A 24,064-nucleotide genomic window follows, 5' to 3' on the forward strand; every position below is an offset into this window, starting at 1 on the left:
CCCGGTCAGACGGTACCGGTACCGCCATCGGAGCACCACACCTGACCTGAGGTGAAGCTGTTGGTGGTTTCAGCGAAGGTCACGTACAACGGCGCGATTTCAGCCGGCTGACCCGGACGCCCCAGTGGCGCGCTGGCACCAAACTTCTCGATTTTTTCCTGCGGCTGACCGCCGCACACCTGCAGCGCGGTCCAGTACGGTCCTGGTGCGACGGCATTGACGCGAATTTGCTGCTCGCCCAGCTGCTTCGCCAGCGCTTTTGTAAAGGCGGCGATTGCGGCTTTGGTTTGCGCATAATCCAGCAGAATGGCGCTCGGTTCATATGCCTGAACCGACGAGGTATTAATTATGGATGATCCGGCAGGCAGATATTCCAGTGCCGCTTTGGTGATCCAGAACATCGCATAAACATTGGTCTTAAAGGTGGCGTCAAAATCTTCCGTTGAGAGCGTACGGATAGACTCATTAAATTGCTGGCGACCGGCGTTATTCACCAGAATATCCAGACCGTCGAGTTTTTCTGCTGCCTCTTTTACCAGCTGCTGGCAAAAAGATTCTGAGCGAATATCACCCGGAATCGCCACCGCTTTACGGCCTTCCGCTTCGATTAATTGCACCACTTCAGCGGCGTCCTGCTCCTCTTCCGGCAGGTAGTTGATTGCCACGTCAGCCCCTTCACGGGCATACGCAATGGCTACCGCGCGACCAATACCGGAGTCGCCACCGGTAATCAGCGCCTTGCGCCCGGTTAAACGGCCAGTGCCGCGATAGCTGGTTTCACCGTGATCGGGACGGGGTTCCATCTTACTGGCTAATCCCGGAATGGGCTGATGCTGCTTTTTGAATGGCGGCTTTGGATATTCCTGGGTAATCAGCGTTTTGTTAGTAAATGAAGTCATACCTATCTCCTTGTACAGTGGAACGTGTAAATTAAGCCTGGCAGAGATGTGATATTTGTCACGTCAAAAAATAAGCAGTCGCGATTTATTAAAGCGGGACGGGCGTAACTGAAATGATATTTTTAGTTACAAAATCACTAACGTAATGATTATTTTAGCGCTGCGTAAGCTGTGCGCATTATTAAGCGAATCGGTCTGCTTGCGGGATAAAGATTTGTTCCTAAGCTCTATGCATAACTTTACATAATAACCGGCGCTGGCCGGCCCGAATATTTATGAGCGATGGCTTAAACGAGGCGTTAAATGAGCGAAGCACAATGTACCATTATATTTAATGGTGAACGCTTAAGCGGAACCGCAAATCAACCGTTAATTGATTTTCTGCAGGAGCAGGGAAAAAAACTGCCTCATGTCTGTTATCACCCGGCGCTGCCGCCGCTGCAAACCTGTGATGTCTGCTGGGTGGAGGTGGATGGCGAAGCGGTGCGCGGCTGCACGTTACGCAGCGCCGAGGGCTTGCGCGTGGTCAGCCAGAGTGCGGTACTGCAGGCGGCACAGCAGGAGGGCATGGACCGCATCCTCAATCGCCACGAGCTTTATTGCACGGTGTGTGAGCACAACACCGGCGACTGCACGTTGCATAACACCGTCGCGGATATGCACATTCCGATTCAGTATTACCCTTACCAGCGCAAACCGGACAGCAAAGACTACAGTAATCCGTTTTATACCTACGATCCGGATCAGTGCATTCTGTGCGGACGCTGCGTGGAGGCCTGCCAGAATGTCGAGGTGAATGAGACGCTGTCGATTGATTACAGCGCCGATCACCCGCGCGTGCTGTGGGATGGCGGGACGCAGATTGCCGGTTCCAGCTGCGTCAGCTGCGGGCACTGCGTGACCGTCTGCCCGTGCAACGCGCTGCTGGAAAAAACCATGCAGCCCGACGCCGGACCCTTCACCGCGATGGATGAAGACCTGAAGCGGCCGCTGATTGATTTCGTCAAATCGCTGGAAAACAGCATCGGCATGGAGCCGATCACCGGAATTTCGCTGATCGATGATGCGCTGCGCAAAGTCGAAATCAAAAAAACCAAAACCGTCTGCACCTATTGCGGCGTCGGCTGCAGTTTTGAAGTCTGGACGCGCGATCGCCACATCCTCAAAATCCAGCCGGTGGCCGATGCGCCGGTTAACGGCATCTCAACCTGTGTCAAAGGCAAATTTGGCTGGGATTTTGTGAACAGCCCGAACCGGCTGACCACGCCGCTGATTCGTGAAAATGGCCAGTTCCGCCCGGCCAGCTGGGAAGAGGCGCTACAGCGCGTGGCCGACGGCCTGCGCGCGGTGGCGCGCCAGCACGGCGGTAACGCCATTGGTTTTATTGGTTCCAGTAAAGCCAGCAATGAGGAAGCCTATCTGACGCAGAAGATCGCCCGTCTGATTTTCGGCACCAATAACGTGGACAACTCCTCGCGTTATTGCCAGAACCCGGCGACGGAAGGGCTGTTTCGCACCGTGGGCTACGGCGGCGATGCCGGTACGCTGCGCGATCTGCAGCAGACCGACCTGATCATCACCGTTGGCAGCAACCTGGCGGAAAACCACCCGGTTTTCGCGTCACATATCAAGCAGAGCCACAAACATCGCGGACAAAAGCTGCTGGTGGTCGATCCGCGCCGTCACGAAATGGCCGAGCGCGCCGACTGTTATCTGCGCATCCGCCCCGGCACCGACATGGTGTGGGCGTCGGCGATGGCGCGCTACATGTTTGACCACGGTTATGCTGATGAAGCATTCCTGCGCGAGCGCGTGAATCAGGTGGCGGAATACCGCGCCACGCTGGCGCCTTTCACCCTTGAGATGGCCAGTGAGGTCACCGGCCTGAGCGTGGCGCAGCTGACTGAGGCCGCCGAGATGATCGGCAACGCGGGCAGCGCCTGCCTGCTGTGGGCGATGGGCATTACGCAGCACAGCCACGGTGCGGATACCAGCACTGCGCTCTCCAATCTGCTGCTGGTGACCGGCAACTACGGCCGGCCTGGCACCGGCGGCTATCCGATGCGCGGTCACAATAATGTGCAGGGTGCCAGCGATTTTGGCTGCTTAAGCAATGTCTATCCCGGCTACGAAAAAGTGACCGATGCGCAGGTACGGGAAAAGTGGGCGCGCGCCTGGGGCGTGGCGCCGGACGCGCTTTCCGATGAAGCCGGGCTGGATAACTTCATGATGGTGGAAGACGCGCATAAACAGCGGGTGCGCGCCATGTACATCATCGGCGAAGAGACCGCCTTTTCTGATGCGGACTCGACCAAAGTGCACGAAGCCTTCAGCCGGCTGGATTTCATGGTGGTGCAGGACATCTTCATGAGTCGCACCGCGCAGTTCGCGGATGTGGTGCTGCCTGGCTGTCCGAGCCTGGAGAAAGAGGGCACCTTCGTGAATACCGAACGGCGCATTCAGCACTTCTCGCCTGCGTTTGCGCCGCTCGGCGACAGCCGGCCTGACTGGCAGATACTGACGGAGGTCGCGGCGCGTCTCGGCCATCACTGGCACTACCCGAATCCCGGCGCCATCATGGCAGAAGCTGCGGGTATCGCCGCGCTGTTTGCCGGAGTCAGCTATGAGAACCTCGTCGGCTGGCAGTCACAGCTGTGGCCGGTAAACGCCGACGGCAGCAGCACGCCGCTGCTGTACACCGAGCGTTTCGCCTTTCCTGATGGCAAAGCGCGTCTGTATCCACTGACGTGGCAGCCACCGATGGAAGCGCCCGATGAGCAGTACGATCTGCTACTGAACAATGGCCGCATGCTGGAGCATTTCCAGTCGACCAATCAGACCGGGCAGGGCGGGCGCATCAAATCGCTGTCGCCCAACTGGTTTGTTGAGATTTCGCCGCAGCTGGCGCAGGAGCGGCAATTACGGCAGGGCGACTGGGTGGAGCTGCGTTCGCGCCGGGGCAGCGTAGAGGTGCCGGTGGTGGTGACCGAACGGATGGCCGGCAATGTGCTATTCATTCCTATTCACCATGGCAAACCGGGCATTAACGGGCTGACCGGTGAACATCACGATCCCGACGTCAACACGCCCGCCTACAAGGAAATTGCGGTGATGATGCGCAAACTGGCGCATGCGCCACAGCCGCACCCGATTCCGCTGCACAACTTCCGCCACGGCCAGCGCACGCCGCTGGATCACCTGCCCGTTGAACAAAAATGGCAGCAGCCTGAATACCGGCTGCCGCCTGAACACGTTTCGCATCCGGAGAAAAGCTAATGGCCGAACCGCTGCACTATCAACCCACTCCGACGCGCACCGAACCCAGCGCGCAGGAAGCGCTGAACGAACTGCTGGAGAATCTGCATCAGCACGGCTTCCTGCGCCTGGCTAATGACATGGTAAAAGCCAACAATGACATCGGCAAAATTGTCGCCGCCGGGCTTAACCGGCCCGGCACGCAGAATGCGGTTCAGAACCTGTCGCTGCTGTTTATGACGCTAAGCACCGTACCGCCGGAACGCTTCAACCATTTGCTGCTGGCGCTGCGCGATGCCCTGCTGGCGATGAAGCCGGCCAGCGACACGGCGCAGCAGGAGAAAAGCGCGCCGGGCGTCAGCGGCGTACTTAAACTGCTGAATGATGAGGCGCTGTGGCAGGGCATCCGGCCACTGCTGGCGGCGCTGGAAACCTTTGCGCGCGCAATGCAGGGTGACGAGGAGAAGCCGATCACCCGCTACAGCGGTAAGCCGAGCCGTGAGTAGCCAGGAGTGGGTGCTGCTGATCGCGCGCGGTCAGTTTGCCCTGACGATGGGCATGCACATTACCCTGGCGGCGCTGACGCTGGGGCTGGCCCCGTTTCTGGTGTGGTTTGAAGCGCGCTGGCTATGGGGCAGGCGGCCGGAAGCGCATCAGGCGCTGCACTTCTGGATCAAGGTATTCGCGCTCACCGTGGCGATTGGCACCGTCTCCGGCGTGATCATGGAGTTTCAGTTCGGCACTCACTGGTCGGTGTTTGCCAGCAAAGCGGGCGGCATTATCGGTCCGCTGATGCTGTATGAGGTGCTGATCGCTTTTTTCCTCGAGTCGGCGCTGACCGGCGTGATGCTGTTTGGTATCGATCGGGTGAAACCCGGCGTGCATTTCGCCATTACCTGTCTGGTGGCGCTCGGCGCGATTTTTAGCGCTTTCTGGATCCTCGCCGCTAACTCCTGGATGCAAACGCCGCGCGGTTTTACGCTCAATGACGCCGGCCAGTTCACGCCGGACAGCGCCTGGAGTTTGATTTCCGCGCCCTCATTTGGCTGGCGGCTGACGCACATGCTGCTGGCCTCGTGGATCAGCGTGGCGTTTTTGCTGGGTGGCGTGGCGGCGTGGCGCCTGCTGCGTAATGCTGGCGAGGCCGCCAGCCGGCTGATGCTGCGCAGCGCGCTGACGGTGTCGCTGTGCATCCTGCCGCTGCAGATGGTGGTGGGCGATCTGCATGGCGAAAATACCCGTGACTATCAGCCCGCAAAACTGGCGGCGATCGAGGGCAGCTGGCAGCCGCCTGCGCCAGGGGAGGGTGAGCCGCTGCGGCTGTTTGCGCTGCCCGATCAGGCGCAGCAGCGGAATCACGCCGAGCTGGCGATCCCGGCTATCGGTTCGCTCTATCTGCGCCATAACCTCAACGGCCACATCAAAAGCCTGGGTGAATTCCCGCGCGACAGCCTGCCGCCGGTGCTGCCGGTGTTTTTTGCTTTTCGCCTGATGGTAGGACTGGCGCTGCTGATGCTGCTGAGCAGCGTGGTGGGCAATGTGCAGCGCTGGCGCGGCCGCCTTGATCAGTCTCGGCGCGTGCTGCGTCTGCTGGCGCTGATGTCACCGGCTGGCTTCATTGCGCTGCTGGCGGGCTGGGTGGTGACGGAGGTTGGCCGGCAGCCGTGGACGGTATACGGCATGCTGCGTACCGCCGACAGCCTGGCGCCAATGTCCCTCGGCAGCAGCGTCGCCATTTTCGTGTCGGTGGTGGTGATTTACGCACTGAGTTTTGCCTTTGGCCTGGGTTATCTGCTGCGCCACCTGGCGGCGCCGCTGCCGGATCCGCAAGTGACGGCGGTAGCGGAAACCATACAGACGCCAGCCTGAGGAGGGTGAGGATGTTGGTCGAACTTTCTGCTGTGCTCCTGCTGTTTGCCCTGCTGATGTATCTGGCGCTGGATGGCACGGATAGCGGCGTGGGGATGCTGCTGTACAGTTTCGACCAGCCACAAGAACGGCAGTGGATGGTGCATAGCCTGCTGCCGCTGTGGGATGCCAATGAAACCTGGCTGGTGTTGCTGGCAGGCGGCATGCTGGCGCTGTTTCCGCCGCTGTACAGTCTGCTGCTACAGACGCTGAAGGTGCCGCTGTTTCTCTTCCTGCTGGCGCTGTTTTTGCGCGGGCTGGCGCTGGCGTATCGCGGTCAGCCTGACGAGACCGGGCGACGCTGGCTGGACCGGCTGCTGATGGTCAGCTCGCTGCTGGCGGCGTTTCTGCCAGGCTGGATGAGCGGGTTGATGCTGGTGTCGCGTCCGCCCAGCGGGATTGTGATTGATTTTTCGCTGGTGCCGCTACTGTGCGGCCTCGGGCTGGTGGCGGTTGATCTGCTGCTGGGCTGCTGCTGGCTGTGCTGGCGCATTGGCGAGCCGGTGGTAGAGCGGGCGCGGGCGCTGGCCATGCTGTGGTGGGTGGTGACGCTGGCCTGCTTTATTGCCGTGATGCTGCTGGAGCCGGCGCTGTGGCAGCAGAGCTGGCAGCGCTGGCCGGGAAAAGTGTTGCTGAGCCTGTTGCCTGCGCTGTGGCTGCTGCAGCTGCTTACGCTGTGGCGGGAAGCGATGGTGGCGTTATTGATGATCACGCTGGTGCAGACGGGCGTGGTGGTCGCGGCGCTGGCGTGCGGGCTTTATCCGTGGTTGCTGCCGTGGCAGCTGGAGATGCACCAGCAGGCCTCCTCGCCGGTGACGCAGGGGTTTGTGGTGACGGGTTTATTGATTGTGTTGCCGCTGACGTTGCTGTACCACAGCTGGGCGTTCTGGGTGTTTAAGCGCCAGCCGCAGGCAGCGCAGCGGTCGCCATAAATGGCAACCCTACAGGACATAGCTCAATTGCGCAGCAGTTTCAGGTATTTCACGGATCCGCCGGTCGCCATAAATGGCGACCCTACAGGGACCATTCCCGGGGGCGCATCAATGCATAACGGCATCGGGCCTGAGGTCATCTGTAGGGTGCGCATTCATGCGCACCGGAATGGCCGCACAGAAATATCAGGATGAACAGCACGGTTAATCCACCGCCGGAATCCGCATAAACAGTGTGCCGCGATAGGGGATCGGCAGGAAATCGCGGAACAGGGTTTCCAGCGTCTGCTGCGGATCGATGTCGGCGAACAGCTGCGGATACAGCGTTTTTGCCATGAACTCGGTTGCCGCAATGTGCCACGGGCTGAGATAAAAATTCATCCAGATTGCCGCTGCATGGCCGTTGCGAATCGCCTTCAGCTCACGCAGGCCGTTCTGCTGCGCGGTGAGCTGGCGAAAACTGCTCAGCACCGCGTCGGGCGCGACGTCCGGCCCGAGGCGCAGCAGGCCTGCGCTGGCGTTATCGCCAAAGCCGGTGGCAAAGTAATACTCAGGCTGGGCTGCGATCACCTGCTCCTCACTCAAACGGCCAAACACGCCGTGCTGAGTTTTGCCAGCAATATTGTCGCCGCCGGCGGCGTTGAGCAGCTCGCCCAGACTGCCGTTAATCGCCGTCACGCAGCACTCGTTGCGCCGTCCCAGATGCAACTGCAACAGCACCGTGGGTTTCGGCCCGTGATAGCGCGCCAGCCGTTCCTCGATCACCTGCAGATGCGCACTGTAAAAGCGGTTGAACGCCGCCGCGCGCGCCTGCTGATTCAGCACCTCACCAAAAATCTCTACGCTGCGCCGGGTGTTCTTTAACAGATGTACGCGCAGATCGATCTTCACTACCGGAATATGCGCAGCATTAAGGATGCTGACCAGCCTCAGATCGGCATCATCGTAGCGCGCCAGACTCGGCAGAATGACCACGTCCGGTCGCAGGGCGAGAATCTGCTCCGGATTGATCGCCTGAGGGCCGCCCGATCCGAGCGTCGGTATGTTCAGCATCTGCGGAAACCGCTGCGCAAAACTGTTCCACGTCTGGCTGTCATACTTTTGCAGATCGCGCGGCCAGCCGACGATGTGGCGGAACGGGTCATCCGGCGCCAGCAGCGCCAGGGTATACAGCATGCGGCTCTCACCCAGTACGATGCGCTGCGGACTATCGGGAATCTCTACCCGATTGCCGTCAATATCGGTGATCACCCTGGCCAGCGCGCTGGTGCTGAACGCCAGCAGCAGGAGGGCAGCCAGCCAGGCACGCCACGTCAGCGGATTTTTCGCTCGATCAGAATTCAACGCTGGCCTCGACCATCAGGTTACGGGTTTCCCCTTCGCGCACGCGCAGGTTGCCGCCGCTGGAGGTGTAGTAGTGCTTATTGAACAGGTTATTCAGATTAAGCTTCAGCTGGGTTTTCTCGCCAAACAGCTGATTATTCCAGGCGATAAAGCTGTCGGCGACCACATAATCCGGCAGCGTAAAGCTGTTCTCCGGATCACCGGCGCGTGAGCCAACGTAGCGCGCACCGCCGCCGACGCGGAAGTCACCGGGAATGCCGTTCAGCGTCAGGTTATGGCTCAGGTAAAGCGCCCCGGCGTGACGCGGTGCATTCTGCAGGCGGTTGCCCTTGTTCGCCGGATTGACGCCATCGTTGACGATTTCTGCCTTATCGTAGCTGTAGTTGGCGCTCAGATCCCAGCCCGGCAGCACTTCACCATTGAGCTCAAATTCAGCGCCGCTCGAAAGCGCTTTATTGATGGCGCGCGTGGTGCCGTTGATATTAAGGGACATATCGCGTTCGTCGATGCGGTACAGCGCTACGCTGGCAAACAGCCGGGGCGAAATCTGCCACTTGCTGCCCACTTCCCATGTGGTGCCCTGTTCCGGCTTGCCGACGTTGCCGTCATCGTCGACGTCAGTCGACGGCGTAAAGGATTTGCTCACGCTGCTGTACAGTGAGACATCCGGCGTCAGTTTGTAAATCAGCCCGGCCTGCGGCAGGAACTTGTTGCCCTCGCTGTCCAGCGTTTGCACCACCGGATCGAAGCCCTTTGACGCGCGCTGTTCATAGTGCTGATAGCGTCCGCCCAGCACCGCAATCCAGTCGTCGGTGAGCGAAATGCTGTCTTTGGCGTATACCGAGCGACTGTGCAGGCGGTTAAGCAGGTTGGCGTTGGCGCTGTTTTCACTGCTGCTGTTGGTGATCGGTGCCAGCATATCGTATTGCGGATCGTACAGGTTGAAGCCGGTGTTCGCTTTACCCTGATACTGGTGCGCACGGTAAGTCTGGTTCATTTCATAATCAGTGCCGAACACCACATCGTGCGTCATGCCAAACAGCTGCGGTGAACCGATCACATCCCACGCCACGTATTTGGTTTTATGGTTGAAGCCACGGTTGGCGTCGGCGCGGCGCGTCACCACGCCGGTGGTGGGGTTGATCGCCGTAACCCGCACTTCGTTGTTGTCGTACTGACGCTGGTTCCAGCCAAAAGTCAGGCGCGTGCTCCACGCCTCATTGAACTGCCAGTCGTAGTGCGCGTTCAGGGTTTTATTGTGGCCCCACGCATGGTTAGCTTTATCGTCCAGGCGATCTTTATAGCCAATCGCTACCGGCTTACCGTTAACAAACGCCGTGCCGCGATCGTAGGGAATATCGTATTGATAATCTTCGTAGCTGATGAGGAAGCTGGCCTGCTCGCCATACCACTGTAGCGAGGGGGCGATTAAGGTGTGTTTATCGCTGCCGAAATTGCGCCAGTAATCCTGATTCTGCTTTTCGGCAATCAGGCGGAAAGCAAAACCGTTGCCGAGCGGGCCGGTGACGTCCAGCGTGCCGGCGCCGCCGCCCTCGCTGGCTGCGCGACCGCTGACTTTGGTGTGCCAGGTGTATTGCGGCTTTTTGCTCACAATATTGATCACGCCACCGGGATTCTGGATACCGTACAGCAGCGAAGCCGAGCCCTTCAGCACCTCGACACGTTCGGTGGTGGCATCAAAATTCAACCCCTGGCTGCTGCGCACGCCATCACGATAGATGGAACCATCCGAGTTGCTGCCAAAGCCGCGGCGTACAAAGCCATCTTCGGTACCTGCCAGCGTATTGCCTTCGCTTACGCCGCTGACAAAGCGCAGCGCGTCGACGAGGCTGGCGGCCTGATAATCCTCCAGCTGCTGTTGCGTCACCACGCTCACCGATTGGGCTTCATTGAGGCGCGACACCGGCGTTTTACTGGCGACCGAACTGCTGGTGGCGCTATAGCCGTCGTCACTGTTTTGCTGCTGCGCCGTCACGGTGAGGGTGCTGTTTTGTTCAGCGGCAAGGCTGTCAGTACTGCTGAGTGCCGTTACGCCGTAAATAGCGGCAAGGATAGCCGGATGGCACAGTAATTTAACCGCCCGCGGTGAGTTGTTCTGCATCGAATATAAACCTGGTGTAATTGCGGGATTATTTATTCCGCGCAACGAAGCTATCAGTAAAATACTGCCGTTGACGAACAGGACATTCGCGGCCCGGCATTGTTATGCCATCAGTCAGCGGAAAAAGGCGGCTGAGATGTAATTGAGAATCATTCAAACATGAAAAAATGTAGTAGTAAACGTAAATGATGGTGTGGATACTACAGCAGAACGCGGTAGAAAATTTTGAACCGGGATTGTCAGAAAATTTATTTACAATCAGTCGATTATGCTTTTTTTGTAGTTTGAGGCTGGCCGGGTTAAGCCAGGCGTGAAGGGAGTGGGCAGCGGTAGCGGCGCAAATTTTTACTACAAGCCGGCCTGCCGACGCGGTTCACAACGATGCGGTATTACTAACAGGCAACATAATGGCGGCAAATAACATTAAAAATCGGGTGGATGTATTCGGTGAACGCTACCGTGCGCGCGTCACGACATTATCGGCCAGCCTGCAAACGGTGGCGCGATATATCCACGAACATCGTGAGGCTATATTAGACGCGACTGCATTGGATATCGCCCAGGCCACCCAAACTTCTGACGCCACCGTGGTGCGCACCGTGCAGGCGCTGGGCTTTGCCGGTTTGCGCGATCTGAAAACCACGCTGGCCGCGTGGTTTGGCCCGGCGCAAAACTCGGAAGAGAAGATGAGCGCGACCATCAGCGAACTGTCGTGTGACATCAACTCCGGCATCGATTTTGTGCTGGGCGGCCATCAGCGCGCCTGCGAAGTACTGGCAGAACCGGTCAACCGCCAGGCGGTAGCGGCTGCGGTGACACTGCTGCTGGAAGCGCGTCAGGTGGCGCTGTTTGGCATCAACGCTTCCGGCATTCTGGCGGAGTACAGCGCGCGACTGTTCCGGCGCATCGGCCTGCCGGCGGTGACGCTTAACCGTGCCGGGATTGCGCTGGCGGAACAGCTGATAACGCTACAGCGCGGCGATGTACTGATCATGATGGCGCAGAAATCGGCGCACCGTGAGGGCATGACGACGCTGAAAGAGGCGCAGCGGCTGGGTATGCCGGTGATTCTGCTGACCCACGCGCTGGATTCGGCGTTTGCGCAGCAGGCGGATGTGGTGATTAACGTGCCGCGCGGCGGTGAAAATGGTCGCATGCCGCTGCACGGCACGGTGCTGGTGTGCCTCGAAATGCTGATTCTGGCGGTGGCCTCCGCCAGTTCGGCACGCACGGTTAAAACCATGAAACGCATTCAGGATCTCAATCGATCGCTGAAACCCACGTCGAAGAAGGCGGGATAACCGCGCATCGCTCAGGCGCGGCGGCGGGGCGATTCACTCCGCCGTTCGCTTCCGGATCTATTTCACAGACTCGCTTGCAAGGCGCGCGTGGCTGTCGTTAATATTAAGGAAATAAACATTTCCTTAATGAGTCCGCGTTAACGGCGCGGTAGCGCAGAATCGCATCCAATAAGGAAACACTCTTTACCAAAATAACCGGAGAACGCTTATGTCACTGCCTGCCCTGGACGCCGCGCCGCGCTGGTCACAGCCCGTCGATCACCTGCCGCAATTTAACCATGCTTACGCCACGGTCGCGGGCGTGCGGCTGCACTATGTCAGCGGCGGCAATGCGCAGGGACCAGTGCTGGTACTGCTGGCGGGCTTTCCGCAGAGCTGGTTTGCCTGGCGTAAGGTGATGGCGCAGCTGGCGGCAGACTATTTCATCATTGCGCCGGATCTGCCCGGCCAGGGCGACTCCGACAAGCCTGCCAGCGGTTATGACACCACCTCACTGGCGCACAGCGTGCAGGGATTGTTGCAGCAGTTGGGTGTTGAGCGTTACTACCTGGCCGCGCATGACGTGGGTGCCTGGGTTGCCTGGCCGCTGGCGATGCTGCACGGTGATGCCATCAGCAAACTGGCGCTGCTGGATGCCGGCATTCCCGGAGTGACGCTGCCGGATGCGCTGCCTGCGACGCCGGACAAAGCCTGGAAAACCTGGCACTTTGCTTTTCACCTGTTGCCGGATCTGCCGGAAGCGCTGATCGCCGGTCGTGAAGCGCTCTATCTGCAGTGGTTTTTGCAGCGCAAAGCAGCCAGCCCGATGGTGTTTGGTGACGAAGAGATGGCGGAATATGTGCGGCTGCTGCAGCAAAACGGCGCGCTGCGCGCCGGCATGGCGGCGTACCGTGAAGTCAGCACCTCAGCGGAGCAGAATCGTCAGTTGTTGCAAACCCGGGGAAAACTGGCGATCCCGCTGCTGGCGGTGAGCGCCGATCAGGGCTCAATTGCCGATATGGCACAGCCGCTGCGCACTTTTGCGGCCGACGTCAGCGGGATTCGCCTCGCGCACTGTGGTCACTTTATCCCGGATGAGCAACCGCAGGCGCTGGCCGACGCGTTACGTCAGTTCTTTGTGTGACGCATCACTTAACCCTGATTATCCATGTGTAAGCGGCCGAGCCGTGAAGGGGGGGGCGGCTGACTTGCAATAGCCACTGCATTGCGGCTAAGATAGGAACCAGTTGGTTTATAATTAAAGGGGAGGGCAGTGATGAAGAACCTGACCGTCATCGGTCGCCCGCGCGAGTTCGAGCTGGAAGAGGCCGCCCGCAGCGCCATGCACGTTTTCTGGGATCGCGGCTATGAAGCGGCGTCGCTACCGGATTTGATCGCCGGAACCGGTTTATCGCGCGGCAGTCTCTACAAGGCGTTCGGCGATAAAAAAGGGCTGCTGCTGGCCGCGCTGGATATCTACATGACCGAAGGTCTGAAAGCCACCTCGGATATTCTGGCGCAGCCCGGCGCGGTTAAAGCGGCGATTCGCGCCTCGCTGCTGCGTTATGCCGCGCTCTCCAGCGGCGAGAAAGGGCGGCGCGGTTGTCTGGTGGTGTCACTCACCACCGAGATGGCCGCGCATGATGAACAGATTGCCGAACGCACGGGACGCATGTTCCGGCGTTTGCAGCAGCTGTATGCGGCAACACTGGTGCGCGGTCAGCTGAGCGGAGAACTGCCCGAGCGTGATGAGCAGGTGCTGGCCCGCTTACTGGTTTGCCAGATTGAAGGGATGCGTATCCTCGGTAAAACCGGGGCAACGGTAGCAGAAATGAACGCAGTAGTGGACTGCACGATGCGTCTGCTCGACTAATTTTTTTATCCATATTGGAACTGATCGGTTCCTTAGTGAGGTGTTGTGATGTCCGATCCGCACGCGTTAAATCCCGAGCCACGCCGCTGGGCGATGTTTATCGTCCTGCTGACAGGCGCATTTTTACCCCCGCTGGACTTCTTTATTGTCAATGTGGCGCTGCCGTCGATTCAGAGCGATTTGGCCACGTCCGGCTCGGCGGAGCAATTTGTCATCTCGTCCTATTCCGGGTTTTATGCCGTCACGCTGATCACCGGCGGTCGCCTCGGCGATCTGTTTGGCCGCGGGCGCATGTTCTTCGCTGGACTGACCGGTTTTGCAGCGGCTTCTGCGCTGTGTGGCTTTGCCTGGTCACCGGGCGCGCTGATCGCTGGTCGCGTGCTGCAGGGCATCACTGCAGCGATTATGGCACCGCAGGCGCTGGCCTCGATTCAGGCGATTTTCCCGGAGGCGGAGAAATCGCGCGCGCTGAGCCTGTACGGCGCGGTATTTGGCCTGGCCTCGGTGATTGGCCAGGCGCTGGGCGGCATCCTGATCTCACTCAACCTGTTCAATAGCGGCTGGCGCGCCATTTTCCTGGTCAATCTGCCGGTAGCGCTGCTGGTGGTGCTGTTTGGCATCCCGTTGATTAAAGAGACGCGTGCTCAGCACGCGCGCAAGCTGGATTTTGGCGGAATGGGACTGTCGATGATGACGCTGGGTCTGCTGATCGTGCCGCTGATTGAAGGACGGGAAGCGGGCTGGCCGCTGTGGGCCTGGCTATCGCTGCTGCTGGTGCCGGTGCTAGGCACTCTGTTCTGGCGCTATGAAAGCCGGCTGGCAAAGCAGGGCGGCGATCCGCTGATCGATCCGGCGATTTTTAGCGTGCCGGGTCTTGGGCTGTCCCTGCTGCTGGCGCTGCTGTTCTACTCGATTGGCGTATTCTTCCTGCTGTTCTCGATCTATTTACAGGGCGCGCTGCATCAGGGCGTACTGAGCGCCGGGCTGATCTTCCTGCCCTTTGGTGCGGGTTTTCTGCTGGGGCCATTATCCACGCCCGCTGCGCGACGGCTGATTGGGCCTTACGTTAACGCCACTGGGATGGTGCTGGAAGTGGTCGGCCTGCTGGGCCTGGCGTGGCTGATGGCCAGCACGCCGGTCGGGGTGTCACCGGCGGCGCTGCCGCTGGCCCTGGGGTTGTTTGTGGTGGGGTTTGGTCAGGGGCTGGCGCTGCCGACGTTGATGCACATCGTCACCGGACGCGTGGCACCCGCCTGGGCCGGGATGATTGCCGGTATCGCCAGCTCCACCTTGCAACTGAGCACGGCACTGAGCGTGGCCATTATCGGCGGGATCTTTTATGCCGTGCTGGGCACGGGCAAGGGGCCGGGAGAGATTACCCATGCCTTCATCGTGGCGATAGTGTGTATGTCGATTTGTCTGGCGGCCGGCGCGCTGCTGAGCATCCGGCTAGCGCGCAGGCCTGCCGCACAGGCGGCGGTGCTTAAATCCCTCAGCTAAGTTCGGTCGCTCAAATCAATCGCGTCCATTCCTCAGAACGACATCGTGACACCGGCGTACCAGGCGCGGCCCGGTTCGTTATAGGTCGATGCCCCGGCATTTTCGCGATAAACGCGCTTATCAAACAGGTTATTGATACCGGCGTTGGCGCTCAGGTTTTTAGTGATGTCATAGTTGAGGTTCAGCCCGACAATGGAATACGGGCTGATTTCACGCTGCGACAGACCACGGCTGGCCTCGAGGCTGGTTTCCGCATACTGGCGTGGCTTCTGTCGACCGTATTGCGTCCAGTTGATGTTGGCGCTGAACGCCTCGGTCGCCTGCCACTCCAGCTGCGAGTTGATGGTAAATTCAGGAATTACCGTCAGCGGGTTGCCGGTTTTTTTGCTCTCCGAGCGGAACATATAGGTGGCATTGGTGCGCCACTCCAGCGTGTCGGCGATCAGCGGGATGCTCAGATTGCCTTCCAGCCCTTCGACGATCGCTTTGCCGCCATTTTCCCAGCGCAGCAGGTTATACGAGCCGGTTGAAGCCACCGGCGTGGTGCCGGAGATGATTTTGTTTTTGTAATCATTGCGGAACCAGGTGATGCCCGCGACATAGCCCTGATGACTGAATTCAATGCCCACTTCTTTATTCACACTGATCTCGGGATCAAGGTCTTTGCTGCCCAGCAGGTAACAGCGTGACAGGCCAATCGGACAACCGTTGCCGCGCGTCGACAGGATGTAGCCCTCAGTGGACTGATACAGGTTTGGCGCTTTAAAGGCACGCGCAATACCGGCTTTCAGCGTGAAGTAATCACCGAGGCCCTGCGACAGGTTGAGGCTCGGGCTCCAGTTAGCGCCAAACTGATCGTGATAGTCGAAGCGCAGGCCGGGGATCACTTCGGTGGAGTCGGTGGCGGCGATGTTGTCTTCGAAATAGAGCGAGCTGATGGTGGCGCTGTTTTTACTGTCACGCTGCGAACCGTCGCTGGAAACGCCGCCGAAATCGACGCCCGGTGCGCTGGTGGCCTGTACCGATGCCGGATCGTTAAGCTCATCGCGATTCCACTCAGCACCCAGCGTAACGGTTTGATCGACCAGCAGCTGCAGCGGGAAATTGATCTCGCCGCCGGCGCGATAGCTCTCCAACCGGCTGGTAGCGTACGTATCGCTGTTGATCATCCCTTCGGTGCTGCCGCCGGAGCCTTCTTTCAGGCGGGTGTTATTGGTTTTCTCATAGCTAAAGTTGAGCTTAGAGGTGCCCCAGTCCCAGATGCCGTTGTGCACCACTCCGTAGTTCTGACGATACAGGCGGTTGGTTTCGCTGCCGTACAGCGCTTCCACCAGCCCGTTGGCGCTGGCATTGCTGTTGCTGTTTTGCGTGTCGCCAGCATAAATATTGCCCTGGCGGCTGTAGCCATAGCTGAAATCGACAATCTGCGTCGGGGTGATTTTCCACGACAGCACGCCGTTGATGTCTTTATTACGCACGCCTTCGCGTCCGGCGGCATAAGCGCCATTTTGTGCGGTGTTAATGTCGAAGGCGTCGGCATCCGTTTTGTTCAGGTTGCCGTACAGCCGCATGGTGAGTGCCTCACCGGCCAGCGGACCGCTGAGGTTGAAGTTCGCGCGGCGGGTGGCGCCTTCCTTGTCATCTTCTGGCTGGTTAGTGAACAGCGACAGCGAGCCGTGCCAGTCATTGGTGGGGCGTTTGGTAATAATGTTGACCACACCGCCAGCGGCACCGGAGCCATAACGGGCAGCGGCCGGACCGCGTATCACCTCAATGCGTTCCACCATTTCCGGCGGCACCCAGTTGGTATCTCCGCGTGAGTCGCGCTCACCGCGCCAGCTGTAACGCACCGAGTTACGGGAGGTGACCGGCACGCCATCGATCAGCACCAAAGTGTTTTCCGGGCCCATGCCGCGAATGTCGATCTGACGGTTGTTACCGCGGCTGCCGCTGGCGCCGTTACCGGTGAGGTTAACGCCGGGCATTTTGCGGATGATGTCCGCGAGGTCGTTAACGGGCGGACTTTTTTTGATGTCTTCAGCGGTAATGGTGGAAACTCCCGGCTGCTGCTTCAGCTCCTGCTCTGCCGTCACAATCATCGACTCATCGTCGGCCAGCTTCTCCGTGGGTTCAGCGGCAAACACCGGTGAGGTTAACAGGCCTGCCAGGTACAGTGCGACCGGACGCTTTTTGCCACATACAGTTACATTCACTTATATCATCTCCCTGATGCGTTAACATTTGTAAGCAAATGCGCATGATAATGAGAATGGTTTGCATTGTATATTGATGTGCGACTTCTTTACATTCCTGCGCACATCGCCTCGACGGGCCGCTTTTTTGTCAGTTTTTGTCAGCAGGGCGATACGCTGGCTTAGACAGGAACGTTATGGCTAATAAGCAAATCATTCAGCGTGGCAGGATAAGGAGGTGCCTGATTTGCGGCAACAATCTGATTTTTGCGCGACGACAGGGCCGCATTCAGGCCAGCAAAGAAACCTATTGCCGGATTTCGGCAATAGATATCTGTTTTTCGCATTTGTGATCGCTGCCTATCTTCCTGAGAATGGCTGCGGGACGTTTTGAGGATGACAATCCTTTGCTCCGCGCGGCTTTACGCGACATGAGCAAAGGGAAAAATACATCGCTACCTCGACGCCTTTTCCCTGCCGGGAAACATTTTAAATATCAGGAGAAAGGTTCCAGTGAAATTCGCAAAAGGTATCACCCTTTTCGCACTCGCTCTCAGTGCGCACACCGCGTTTGCCGCCGAACAATCCGTCCCAACCGACAGCTCACTGCATGTTCAGGCTGATGCCGCGCTGAAAAGCCTGGTGCCCGCCGACGTGGCGAAGCGCGGCTATATTGTGGCAGGAACCAACCCCAACACGCCGCCCACCACCTTCTATAAAGAAGACAACAAAACGCTGGCTGGTCGTGAAATTGACATCATGAACGCGGTCGGTGAGCGTCTCGGCATTCAGGTGCAGTGGCGTGACACCGGCGGCTTCGACAACATCATTCCGGGACTGAAAACCGGCCGCTACGATGTGGCCTTGTCCAACATCAACGCCACGCCGGCGCGCGCCAAAATTATCGACTTTGTGAGTTACTACGACGCCAGCCGTTTGGGCATTATTTCGCGGAAAGACGCCAACGTCGCGCCGTTCAAAACCCTCGACGAGGTGTGCGGTAAAGAAGTCGGTGCCGGTTCCGGCACCACCCAGGTGACCCGTCTGGAAGAGGCCAGCAAAGCCTGTGAAGCGGCCGGGAAAAAACCGATTAAAGTGTCAGTGTTCCCGGATCGCCCGGCGGGTGTTCAGGCCGTGGTCAGCGGGCGTGTGCCGATGTTCCTCGGTCCATACGAAGGCCTGCTGTGGCAGGTGAAAGTGATCAAACCGCTGACCATGAGCGGCGAAATCACCGTGCATGATGCGCCGGTATCGGTCGCCTTCCCGAAAGATTCCGCGCTTGAACCTGCCGTACAGGCAGCGCTGAACTCGCTGATTAAAGATGGCAGCTACCAGAAGATCCTGGATAACTGGGGCATCGGCTTTGGCGCGGTTAAAGAGTCAAAACGTAATCAGGATATCTTTCAATGAGTGACTTTCACGACCACACCGACGATCTGAAAATCGTCGGTAAACGCTACTACGGACGCTGGCTCAGTGCGCTGGTGGTGCTGTTGTGCGTGGTGGCGATGGCGCATTCGATGATCAACAATCCGCGCTTCGAATGGGGCGTGATTGCGGAAAACTTCACCGGCGAGTCGATCCTGCAGGGCGTGCTGATGACACTGCAGCTGACAGCGATTTCGGTGGTGCTGGGCTTCGCCTTTGGCACGGTGCTGGCGCTGATGCGCCTGTCATCCAACCCGGTGCTGGTCGGCGTCAGCTGGTTCTATACCTGGTTTTTCCGCGGCGTACCGATGCTGGTACAGCTGTTCCTGTGGTACAACATCGCGGCGCTGTACCCGACCATTTCGCTGTCGCTGCCGGGTCTGGGTGAAATCTGGAGTACTCAGTCCAATGCGCTGGTCAGTCCGTTCAGCGCGGCGGTAATCGCGCTGGTAATGCATCAGTCTGCCTATGCGGCTGAGATCGTGCGCGCCGGGATTCAGAGCGTTGGCAACGGCCAGCTGGAAGCCGCCCGTGCGCTGGGTTACCGTCCGGCGCAGATTTTCCGTCATACCGTACTGCCGCAGGCGATGCGCGCCATCATGCCGCCGGCCGGTAACGAAATCATCGGCCAGTTGAAAACCACGGCGGTGGTATCGGTGATCTCCCTGCAGGATGTGCTGTTTTCGGCGCAGATCATCTATCAGCGCACCTATGAAGTGATCCCGCTGCTGCTGGTGGCGACGCTGTGGTATCTGCTGATGACTTCGGTACTGTCGGTTGGTCAGTTCTACGTCGAGCGCTACTTTGGCCGTGGCGTCACGCGCCGCGAAAAGCGCAGTTTACTCAAGTCACTGCCCGGTTTCTCCGCGCCTAAAGCCGAAAGGAGCGTAAGCAATGGCTGAAGCGATCGCCTTACGTAAGGTGACCAAACGTTTTTCCGGCGTCACTATTCTGGATGAAGTTAATCTTGATATCCCGGCTGGCTCGGTGACGGTGATCCTCGGACCGTCCGGATCAGGCAAATCGACGCTGTTGCGCTGCATTAATCATCTGGAAAAACTGGATGGCGGCACGATTCGTATCGGTGGCGAGATCATCGGTTACAAACAGAAAGGCCAGGCGCTGCACGAGCTGAGCAGCAGCGAGATTGCGCGTCAGCGCGCCGAAATCGGCATGGTGTTTCAGCAGTTCAACCTGTTCCCGCACCGCACCGTACTGCAAAACATTGTCGATGCGCCGATGCGGGTGAAAAAACAGAGCCGCCAGCAGGCGACCAGCAAAGCACTGTCGCTGCTTAAGCAGGTGGGGCTGGCCGGGCGCGAAGAAGAGTGGCCGCAGAATCTCTCCGGTGGTCAGCAGCAGCGCGTGGCGATCGCCCGTGCGCTGGCAATGGATCCCGGCGTGATGCTGTTTGATGAGCCCACGTCTGCGCTCGATCCGGAACTGGTGGGTGAAGTGCTGCAGGTGATCAAACAGCTGGCGCACTCCGGCATCACCATGGTGATCGTGACGCACGAGATCGGTTTTGCGCGCGAGGTGGCTGACAACATCGTGTTTATGGAAGGCGGGCGGATTGTGGCGGCGGGGCCGACGCAGCAGGTGCTCGACGATCCGGAAAACGGACGGGTAAGAAACTTTATTGCAACGGTGCTGTAAGCACCGTTTTTCATTTTTGACGCCAGGAAGCATGATGACGCAAAAACCGGTGATGCACAGCGCCCACTGGGGTGCTTTTACTGCCCGCCAGCAGGGAGATCGGCTGACCATCGAACCGTTTCACGGCGATCCCGATCCCAGCCCGCTGCTGCAAAACTTTCACAACGTCCTGCATCACCCGGCGCGCGTGGCGCAACCGATGGTGCGCCGTGGCTGGCTGGAAAACGGGCCCGGCGCGGATCCACGTCGCGGTAATGACGACTATGTGGCGGTGAGCTGGGAGCAGGCTTACACGCTGGTGGCGCGCGAAATGCAGCGCGTCGGTGACGCGTATGGGCCGGAAGGTATTTTTGGTGGCTCATATGGCTGGTCAAGTGCCGGCCGTTTTCATCACGCGCAGAGCCAGGTGCACCGCTTTCTTAACACGGTGATGGGCGGCTATGTGCGCTCGGTGAACAGCTACAGTTCCGGCTCGGCTTCGGTGCTGTTACCGCATATCGTCGGCGACATGAATGAGATCGCCCGCCGCGGCGTCAGCTGGGAAGAGATCGCCCGGCATAGCGAGATCGTGCTGGCGTTCGGCGGCCTGGCGCTGAAAAACTCGCAGGTGGCAAGCGGTGGTCTGAGCGAACACACCGAACGCGGCTTTATGCAGCAGGCGGCAGAACGCGGCGCACGCTTTATTTCGGTGAGCCCGTTGCAGAGCGATCTGCCCGATGAGGCGCAGGGAGAGTGGCTGGCGCTGCGTCCTGGTACCGATGCGGCCTTCATTCTCGGTCTGCTGTCGGTGCTGATTGACGAGCAGCGCACCGATGAAGCTTTCCTCGCGCGTTACACCGTCGGCTGGCCGCAAATGGTCGCCTATGTTCGCGGCGAAGAGGACGGTACGCGACGCGACGCACAGTGGGCGGCTGAGATTTGCGGCGTCAGCGCGGCAACAATCACCGATTTTGCGCGCCAGCTGCACGGCAAGCGCGTGCTGGTTACCGTGGCGCACGCGTTGCAGCGCGCGGAACACGGTGAGCAACCGGTATGGCTGGGGCTGGTGCTGGCGGCCGCGCTGGGACAGCCGGGGCTGCCGGGCGGTGGATACACCTATGCGCTCGGCGCGCTCGGCCATTACGGGAAGCATCATAATCTGGTGAGTTTCCCGGCGCTGCCGCAGGGTAAGAACGGTATTGACCGGCTGATTCCGGTGGCGCGTATCGCCGATATGCTGCTGCATCCCGGCACGCAATTTGATTACAACGGCCGGCGTCTGACCTATCCGCATATCCGTCTGGCCTACTGGGCGGGCGGCAATCCGTTCCATCATCATCAGGATCTGGCGCGGCTGCGGCAGGCGTTTTGCCAGCTGGATACGCTGATTGTGCACGAGACCGCGTGGACCGCCAGCGCGCGCCATGCGGATATCGTGCTGCCTGCCACCATGACGCTGGAGCGTGAAGATATCGGCGGTGCGCCGACCGATCGTCATCTGTTTGCCATGCAGCCGGTGGCACAACCTTACGCGCAGGCGCAGGATGACTACACCATTTTTGCTGAACTGGCGCGTCGTTTAGGCCGTGAAGAGTCGTTCACCGAAGGACGCGACGCCCGCGGCTGGCTGCGCCATCACTACGCGCAGCTGCAGGAAAAACTGGCCGCGCATCAGGTGACGATTCCTGACTTCGACCAGTTCTGGCTGCAGGGCGTGATTGAACTGCCGCAGCTGAAAGATGGCGGGCGGATGATCAATGCGTTTCGGGCCGATCCGGCGGCGGCACCGCTACCGACGCCAAGCGGCAAAATCGAAATCTTTTCCGCCACCATCGCCAGCTTTGGCTATGAAAATTGCCCCGGCCATCCGGTGTGGCGCGCACCGCAGCAGCAGCCGGATGCGGAACATCCGCTGTGGTTGATCGCCAACCAGCCGGCCACGCGTCTGCACAGCCAGCTGGATTTTGGTGACTACAGCCTGAGCGGCAAACGCGAAGGACGTGAGGTGTGCAGCCTGCATCCGCACGATGCCGCCGCGCGCGGCATTACCGACGGCGACATTATCGAGTTGTACAATCAGCGCGGTCACGTGCTGGCCAGCGCTCGCGTTACCGAAAGCATTATGCCGGGGGTGGTGCAGTTGCCGACCGGCGCCTGGTACGATCCGGTCGATCCCACCGCGCTGCGACCGCTGTGTCGCCACGGCAATCCGAATGTGCTGACGCTGGATATCGGCACTTCATCGCTGGCGCAGGGTTGTAGCGGACAAATCACCGTGGTGCAGCTGCGCAAATACCGCGGCGAACTGACGCCGGTGCAGGCATTTATTCCGCCGCAGCCGGTCAGCTACAGCACTGAGATTATCTGAGGCCGTGCAGGGCTTCGCCTACCGCATCAAACAGCCGGTCCAGTTCGGCCGGCTGGGTATCAAACATCGGGCCGAACTGCAGCGTATCGCCGCCAAAGCGGACGTAAAAGCCGGCTTTCCACAGCGCCATGCCCGCTTCAAACGGCCGCACGGTCGCGTCACCTTCACGGGATGCCAGCTGAATGGCACCGACCAGCCCGCAGTTACGGATGTCCACCACCTGCGGACACTCGCGCAGCCCGTGCAGCGCACGTTCAAAATGCGGTGCCAGTTCGGCCGACTGGCTAATCAGCGCCTCGTTTTCCAGTACGTCCAGCGTCGCCAGCGCGGCCGCGCAGGCCACCGGATGCGCCGAATAGGTATAGCCGTGGGCAAATTCAACTGCGTGCTGCGGCAGCGGCTGTGACATAAAGGTGTGATAAATTTCGCTGCTGGCCACCACGCCGCCCAGCGGAATCGCACCGTTGGTGATCTGTTTGGCGAAGTTCAGCAGATCCGGCGTGACGCCAAAATATTCCGCGCCGCTCCAGCGTCCCATGCGGCCAAAGCCGGTGATCACCTCGTCAAAAATCAGCAAAATATCGTGCTGCGTACAGATCTCGCGCAGGCGCTGCAGGTAGCCGCGCGGCGGAATAATCGCGCCGGCGGAGCCGGACAGCGGTTCAACAATCAGCGCGGCAATAGTCGACGCGTCGTGCAGCTCGATCAGTTTCAGCATCTCATCCGCCAGCGCTTCGCCGCCGGTGGCGGCCTGGCCGGGGGTGAACGCCAGCTCAGGCTGCAGCGTATGCGGCAGGTGATCAACGTCCAGCAGCTGTCCAAACGCTTTACGGTTGCCGCCAATTCCGCCAAGGCTGGTGCCGCCAATATTCACGCCGTGATAGCCGCGCGCGCGACCAATCAGCCGGGTTTTATTGGGCTGGCCTTTGGCCCGCCACCAGGCGCGAGCCATCTTCAGGGCGGTATCCGCTGACTCCGATCCCGAACCGGTGAAAAACACGTGGTTAAGATCGCCGGGCATCAGGCTGGCGATGCGCTCGGCCAGCTGAAACGACAGCGGATGGCCGTACTGAAAGCCCGGCGAGTAATCCAGCGTACCGAGTTGCTGCGCGACCGCCTGCTGGATTTCACGGCGCGTGTGGCCCGCGCCGCAGGTCCATAAACCGGACAGACTATCGAAAATCTGGCGGCCGTCGCCAGCGGTCAGCCAGTGGCCGTGCGCGGCGACAATAAAACGGGGATCCTGCTGAAAATAGCGGTTAGCAGTGAACGGCATCCAGTGCGCCTGTAAATTCAGGTCGGCGGTATTGATCGGCTGTGACATCGGG

17 protein-coding genes are annotated in these 24,064 nt (G+C 59.5%); 12 read left to right on the forward strand and 5 right to left on the reverse strand.

The window, feature by feature from the left end:
- Positions 1–5: 5 nt before the first annotated feature.
- The gene (locus tag E7738_RS21530) at positions 6–899 is read right to left on the reverse strand and encodes an SDR family oxidoreductase (protein ID WP_021509546.1); all 894 of its coding nucleotides are present in this window, start codon (positions 897–899) and stop codon (positions 6–8) included.
- A gap of 303 nt (positions 900–1,202) precedes the next feature.
- Here E7738_RS21530 and fdhF point away from each other — a divergent pair, with 303 nt between their 5' ends.
- Genes fdhF through E7738_RS21550 form a run of 4 tightly spaced genes read left to right on the forward strand, consistent with a single transcriptional unit; the run spans position 1,203 to position 6,994 of the window.
- The gene (fdhF, locus tag E7738_RS21535; RefSeq protein WP_394516425.1) at positions 1,203–4,175 is read left to right on the forward strand and encodes a formate dehydrogenase subunit alpha; all 2,973 of its coding nucleotides are present in this window, start codon (positions 1,203–1,205) and stop codon (positions 4,173–4,175) included.
- Entirely contained in the window at positions 4,175–4,660 is a 486-nt protein-coding gene (locus E7738_RS21540; RefSeq protein ID WP_021509544.1) for a hypothetical protein, read from the forward strand. The genes fdhF and E7738_RS21540 overlap by 1 nt, the downstream gene beginning before the upstream one ends.
- Positions 4,653–6,023 carry a cytochrome ubiquinol oxidase subunit I gene (locus tag E7738_RS21545; RefSeq protein ID WP_394516426.1) on the forward strand — a complete coding sequence of 457 codons (1,371 nt, stop codon included), beginning with the start codon at positions 4,653–4,655 and terminating at the stop codon, positions 6,021–6,023. The genes E7738_RS21540 and E7738_RS21545 overlap by 8 nt, the downstream gene beginning before the upstream one ends.
- 11 nt (positions 6,024–6,034) lie before the next feature.
- Entirely contained in the window at positions 6,035–6,994 is a 960-nt protein-coding gene (locus E7738_RS21550) for a cytochrome d ubiquinol oxidase subunit II (protein WP_394516427.1), read from the forward strand.
- Between the two features lie 204 nt (positions 6,995–7,198).
- Here the strand turns inward: E7738_RS21550 and E7738_RS21555 are convergent, their stop codons facing one another.
- Positions 7,199–8,338 (reverse strand): ABC transporter substrate-binding protein, encoded by a 1,140-nt coding sequence (locus E7738_RS21555; RefSeq protein ID WP_394516428.1) that lies wholly within the window; start codon positions 8,336–8,338, stop codon positions 7,199–7,201.
- Positions 8,328–10,460, reverse strand: coding sequence for a TonB-dependent siderophore receptor (locus tag E7738_RS21560; RefSeq protein WP_394516429.1), 2,133 nt, complete (start codon positions 10,458–10,460; stop codon positions 8,328–8,330). The genes E7738_RS21555 and E7738_RS21560 overlap by 11 nt, the downstream gene beginning before the upstream one ends.
- A gap of 407 nt (positions 10,461–10,867) precedes the next feature.
- Here E7738_RS21560 and E7738_RS21565 point away from each other — a divergent pair, with 407 nt between their 5' ends.
- The 4 genes from E7738_RS21565 to E7738_RS21580 all read left to right on the forward strand — a co-directional run bounded on the left by E7738_RS21565 (position 10,868) and on the right by E7738_RS21580 (position 15,113).
- A complete protein-coding gene (locus E7738_RS21565; RefSeq protein ID WP_058770525.1) occupies positions 10,868–11,761 on the forward strand; it encodes a MurR/RpiR family transcriptional regulator in 894 nt (297 codons plus the stop codon).
- A gap of 208 nt (positions 11,762–11,969) precedes the next feature.
- Entirely contained in the window at positions 11,970–12,884 is a 915-nt protein-coding gene (locus tag E7738_RS21570) for an alpha/beta fold hydrolase (RefSeq protein ID WP_058775084.1), read from the forward strand.
- A 132-nt stretch (positions 12,885–13,016) separates the two neighbouring features.
- Positions 13,017–13,613: a TetR/AcrR family transcriptional regulator gene (locus E7738_RS21575; protein WP_136546562.1), complete on the forward strand. Its 597-nt coding sequence runs from the start codon at positions 13,017–13,019 to the stop codon at positions 13,611–13,613.
- A 48-nt stretch (positions 13,614–13,661) separates the two neighbouring features.
- Complete coding sequence (locus E7738_RS21580; protein WP_394516430.1) at positions 13,662–15,113, forward strand: MFS transporter; 1,452 nt, start codon at positions 13,662–13,664, stop codon at positions 15,111–15,113.
- 32 nt (positions 15,114–15,145) lie between these two features.
- Here E7738_RS21580 and E7738_RS21585 read toward each other — a convergent pair whose 3' ends face one another.
- Positions 15,146–17,326, reverse strand: coding sequence for a TonB-dependent siderophore receptor (locus tag E7738_RS21585; protein WP_394516431.1), 2,181 nt, complete (start codon positions 17,324–17,326; stop codon positions 15,146–15,148).
- A gap of 492 nt (positions 17,327–17,818) precedes the next feature.
- On the opposite strand from E7738_RS21585, the gene E7738_RS21590 reads away from it, so the two are divergent.
- From E7738_RS21590 to E7738_RS21605, 4 genes are read left to right on the forward strand one after another with little or no spacing between them, the layout of a single operon-like run.
- Positions 17,819–18,715: an ABC transporter substrate-binding protein gene (locus tag E7738_RS21590; protein ID WP_021509534.1), complete on the forward strand. Its 897-nt coding sequence runs from the start codon at positions 17,819–17,821 to the stop codon at positions 18,713–18,715.
- Positions 18,712–19,635: an amino acid ABC transporter permease gene (locus E7738_RS21595; protein ID WP_021509533.1), complete on the forward strand. Its 924-nt coding sequence runs from the start codon at positions 18,712–18,714 to the stop codon at positions 19,633–19,635. Before E7738_RS21590 ends, E7738_RS21595 begins: the two co-directional genes overlap by 4 nt.
- On the forward strand, positions 19,628–20,389 hold the full coding sequence (locus E7738_RS21600; protein WP_058758829.1) for an amino acid ABC transporter ATP-binding protein: 762 nt from the start codon (positions 19,628–19,630) through the stop codon (positions 20,387–20,389). The genes E7738_RS21595 and E7738_RS21600 overlap by 8 nt, the downstream gene beginning before the upstream one ends.
- A gap of 34 nt (positions 20,390–20,423) precedes the next feature.
- A complete protein-coding gene (locus E7738_RS21605; RefSeq protein WP_394516568.1) occupies positions 20,424–22,736 on the forward strand; it encodes a molybdopterin-dependent oxidoreductase in 2,313 nt (770 codons plus the stop codon).
- Here E7738_RS21605 and E7738_RS21610 read toward each other — a convergent pair.
- Positions 22,729–24,060 carry an aspartate aminotransferase family protein gene (locus E7738_RS21610; protein WP_394516432.1) on the reverse strand — a complete coding sequence of 444 codons (1,332 nt, stop codon included), beginning with the start codon at positions 24,058–24,060 and terminating at the stop codon, positions 22,729–22,731. The genes E7738_RS21605 and E7738_RS21610 overlap by 8 nt on opposite strands.
- Between the last annotated feature and the right edge of the window lie 4 nt (positions 24,061–24,064).

The organism is Pantoea sp. SGAir0430 (assembly GCF_043549295.1).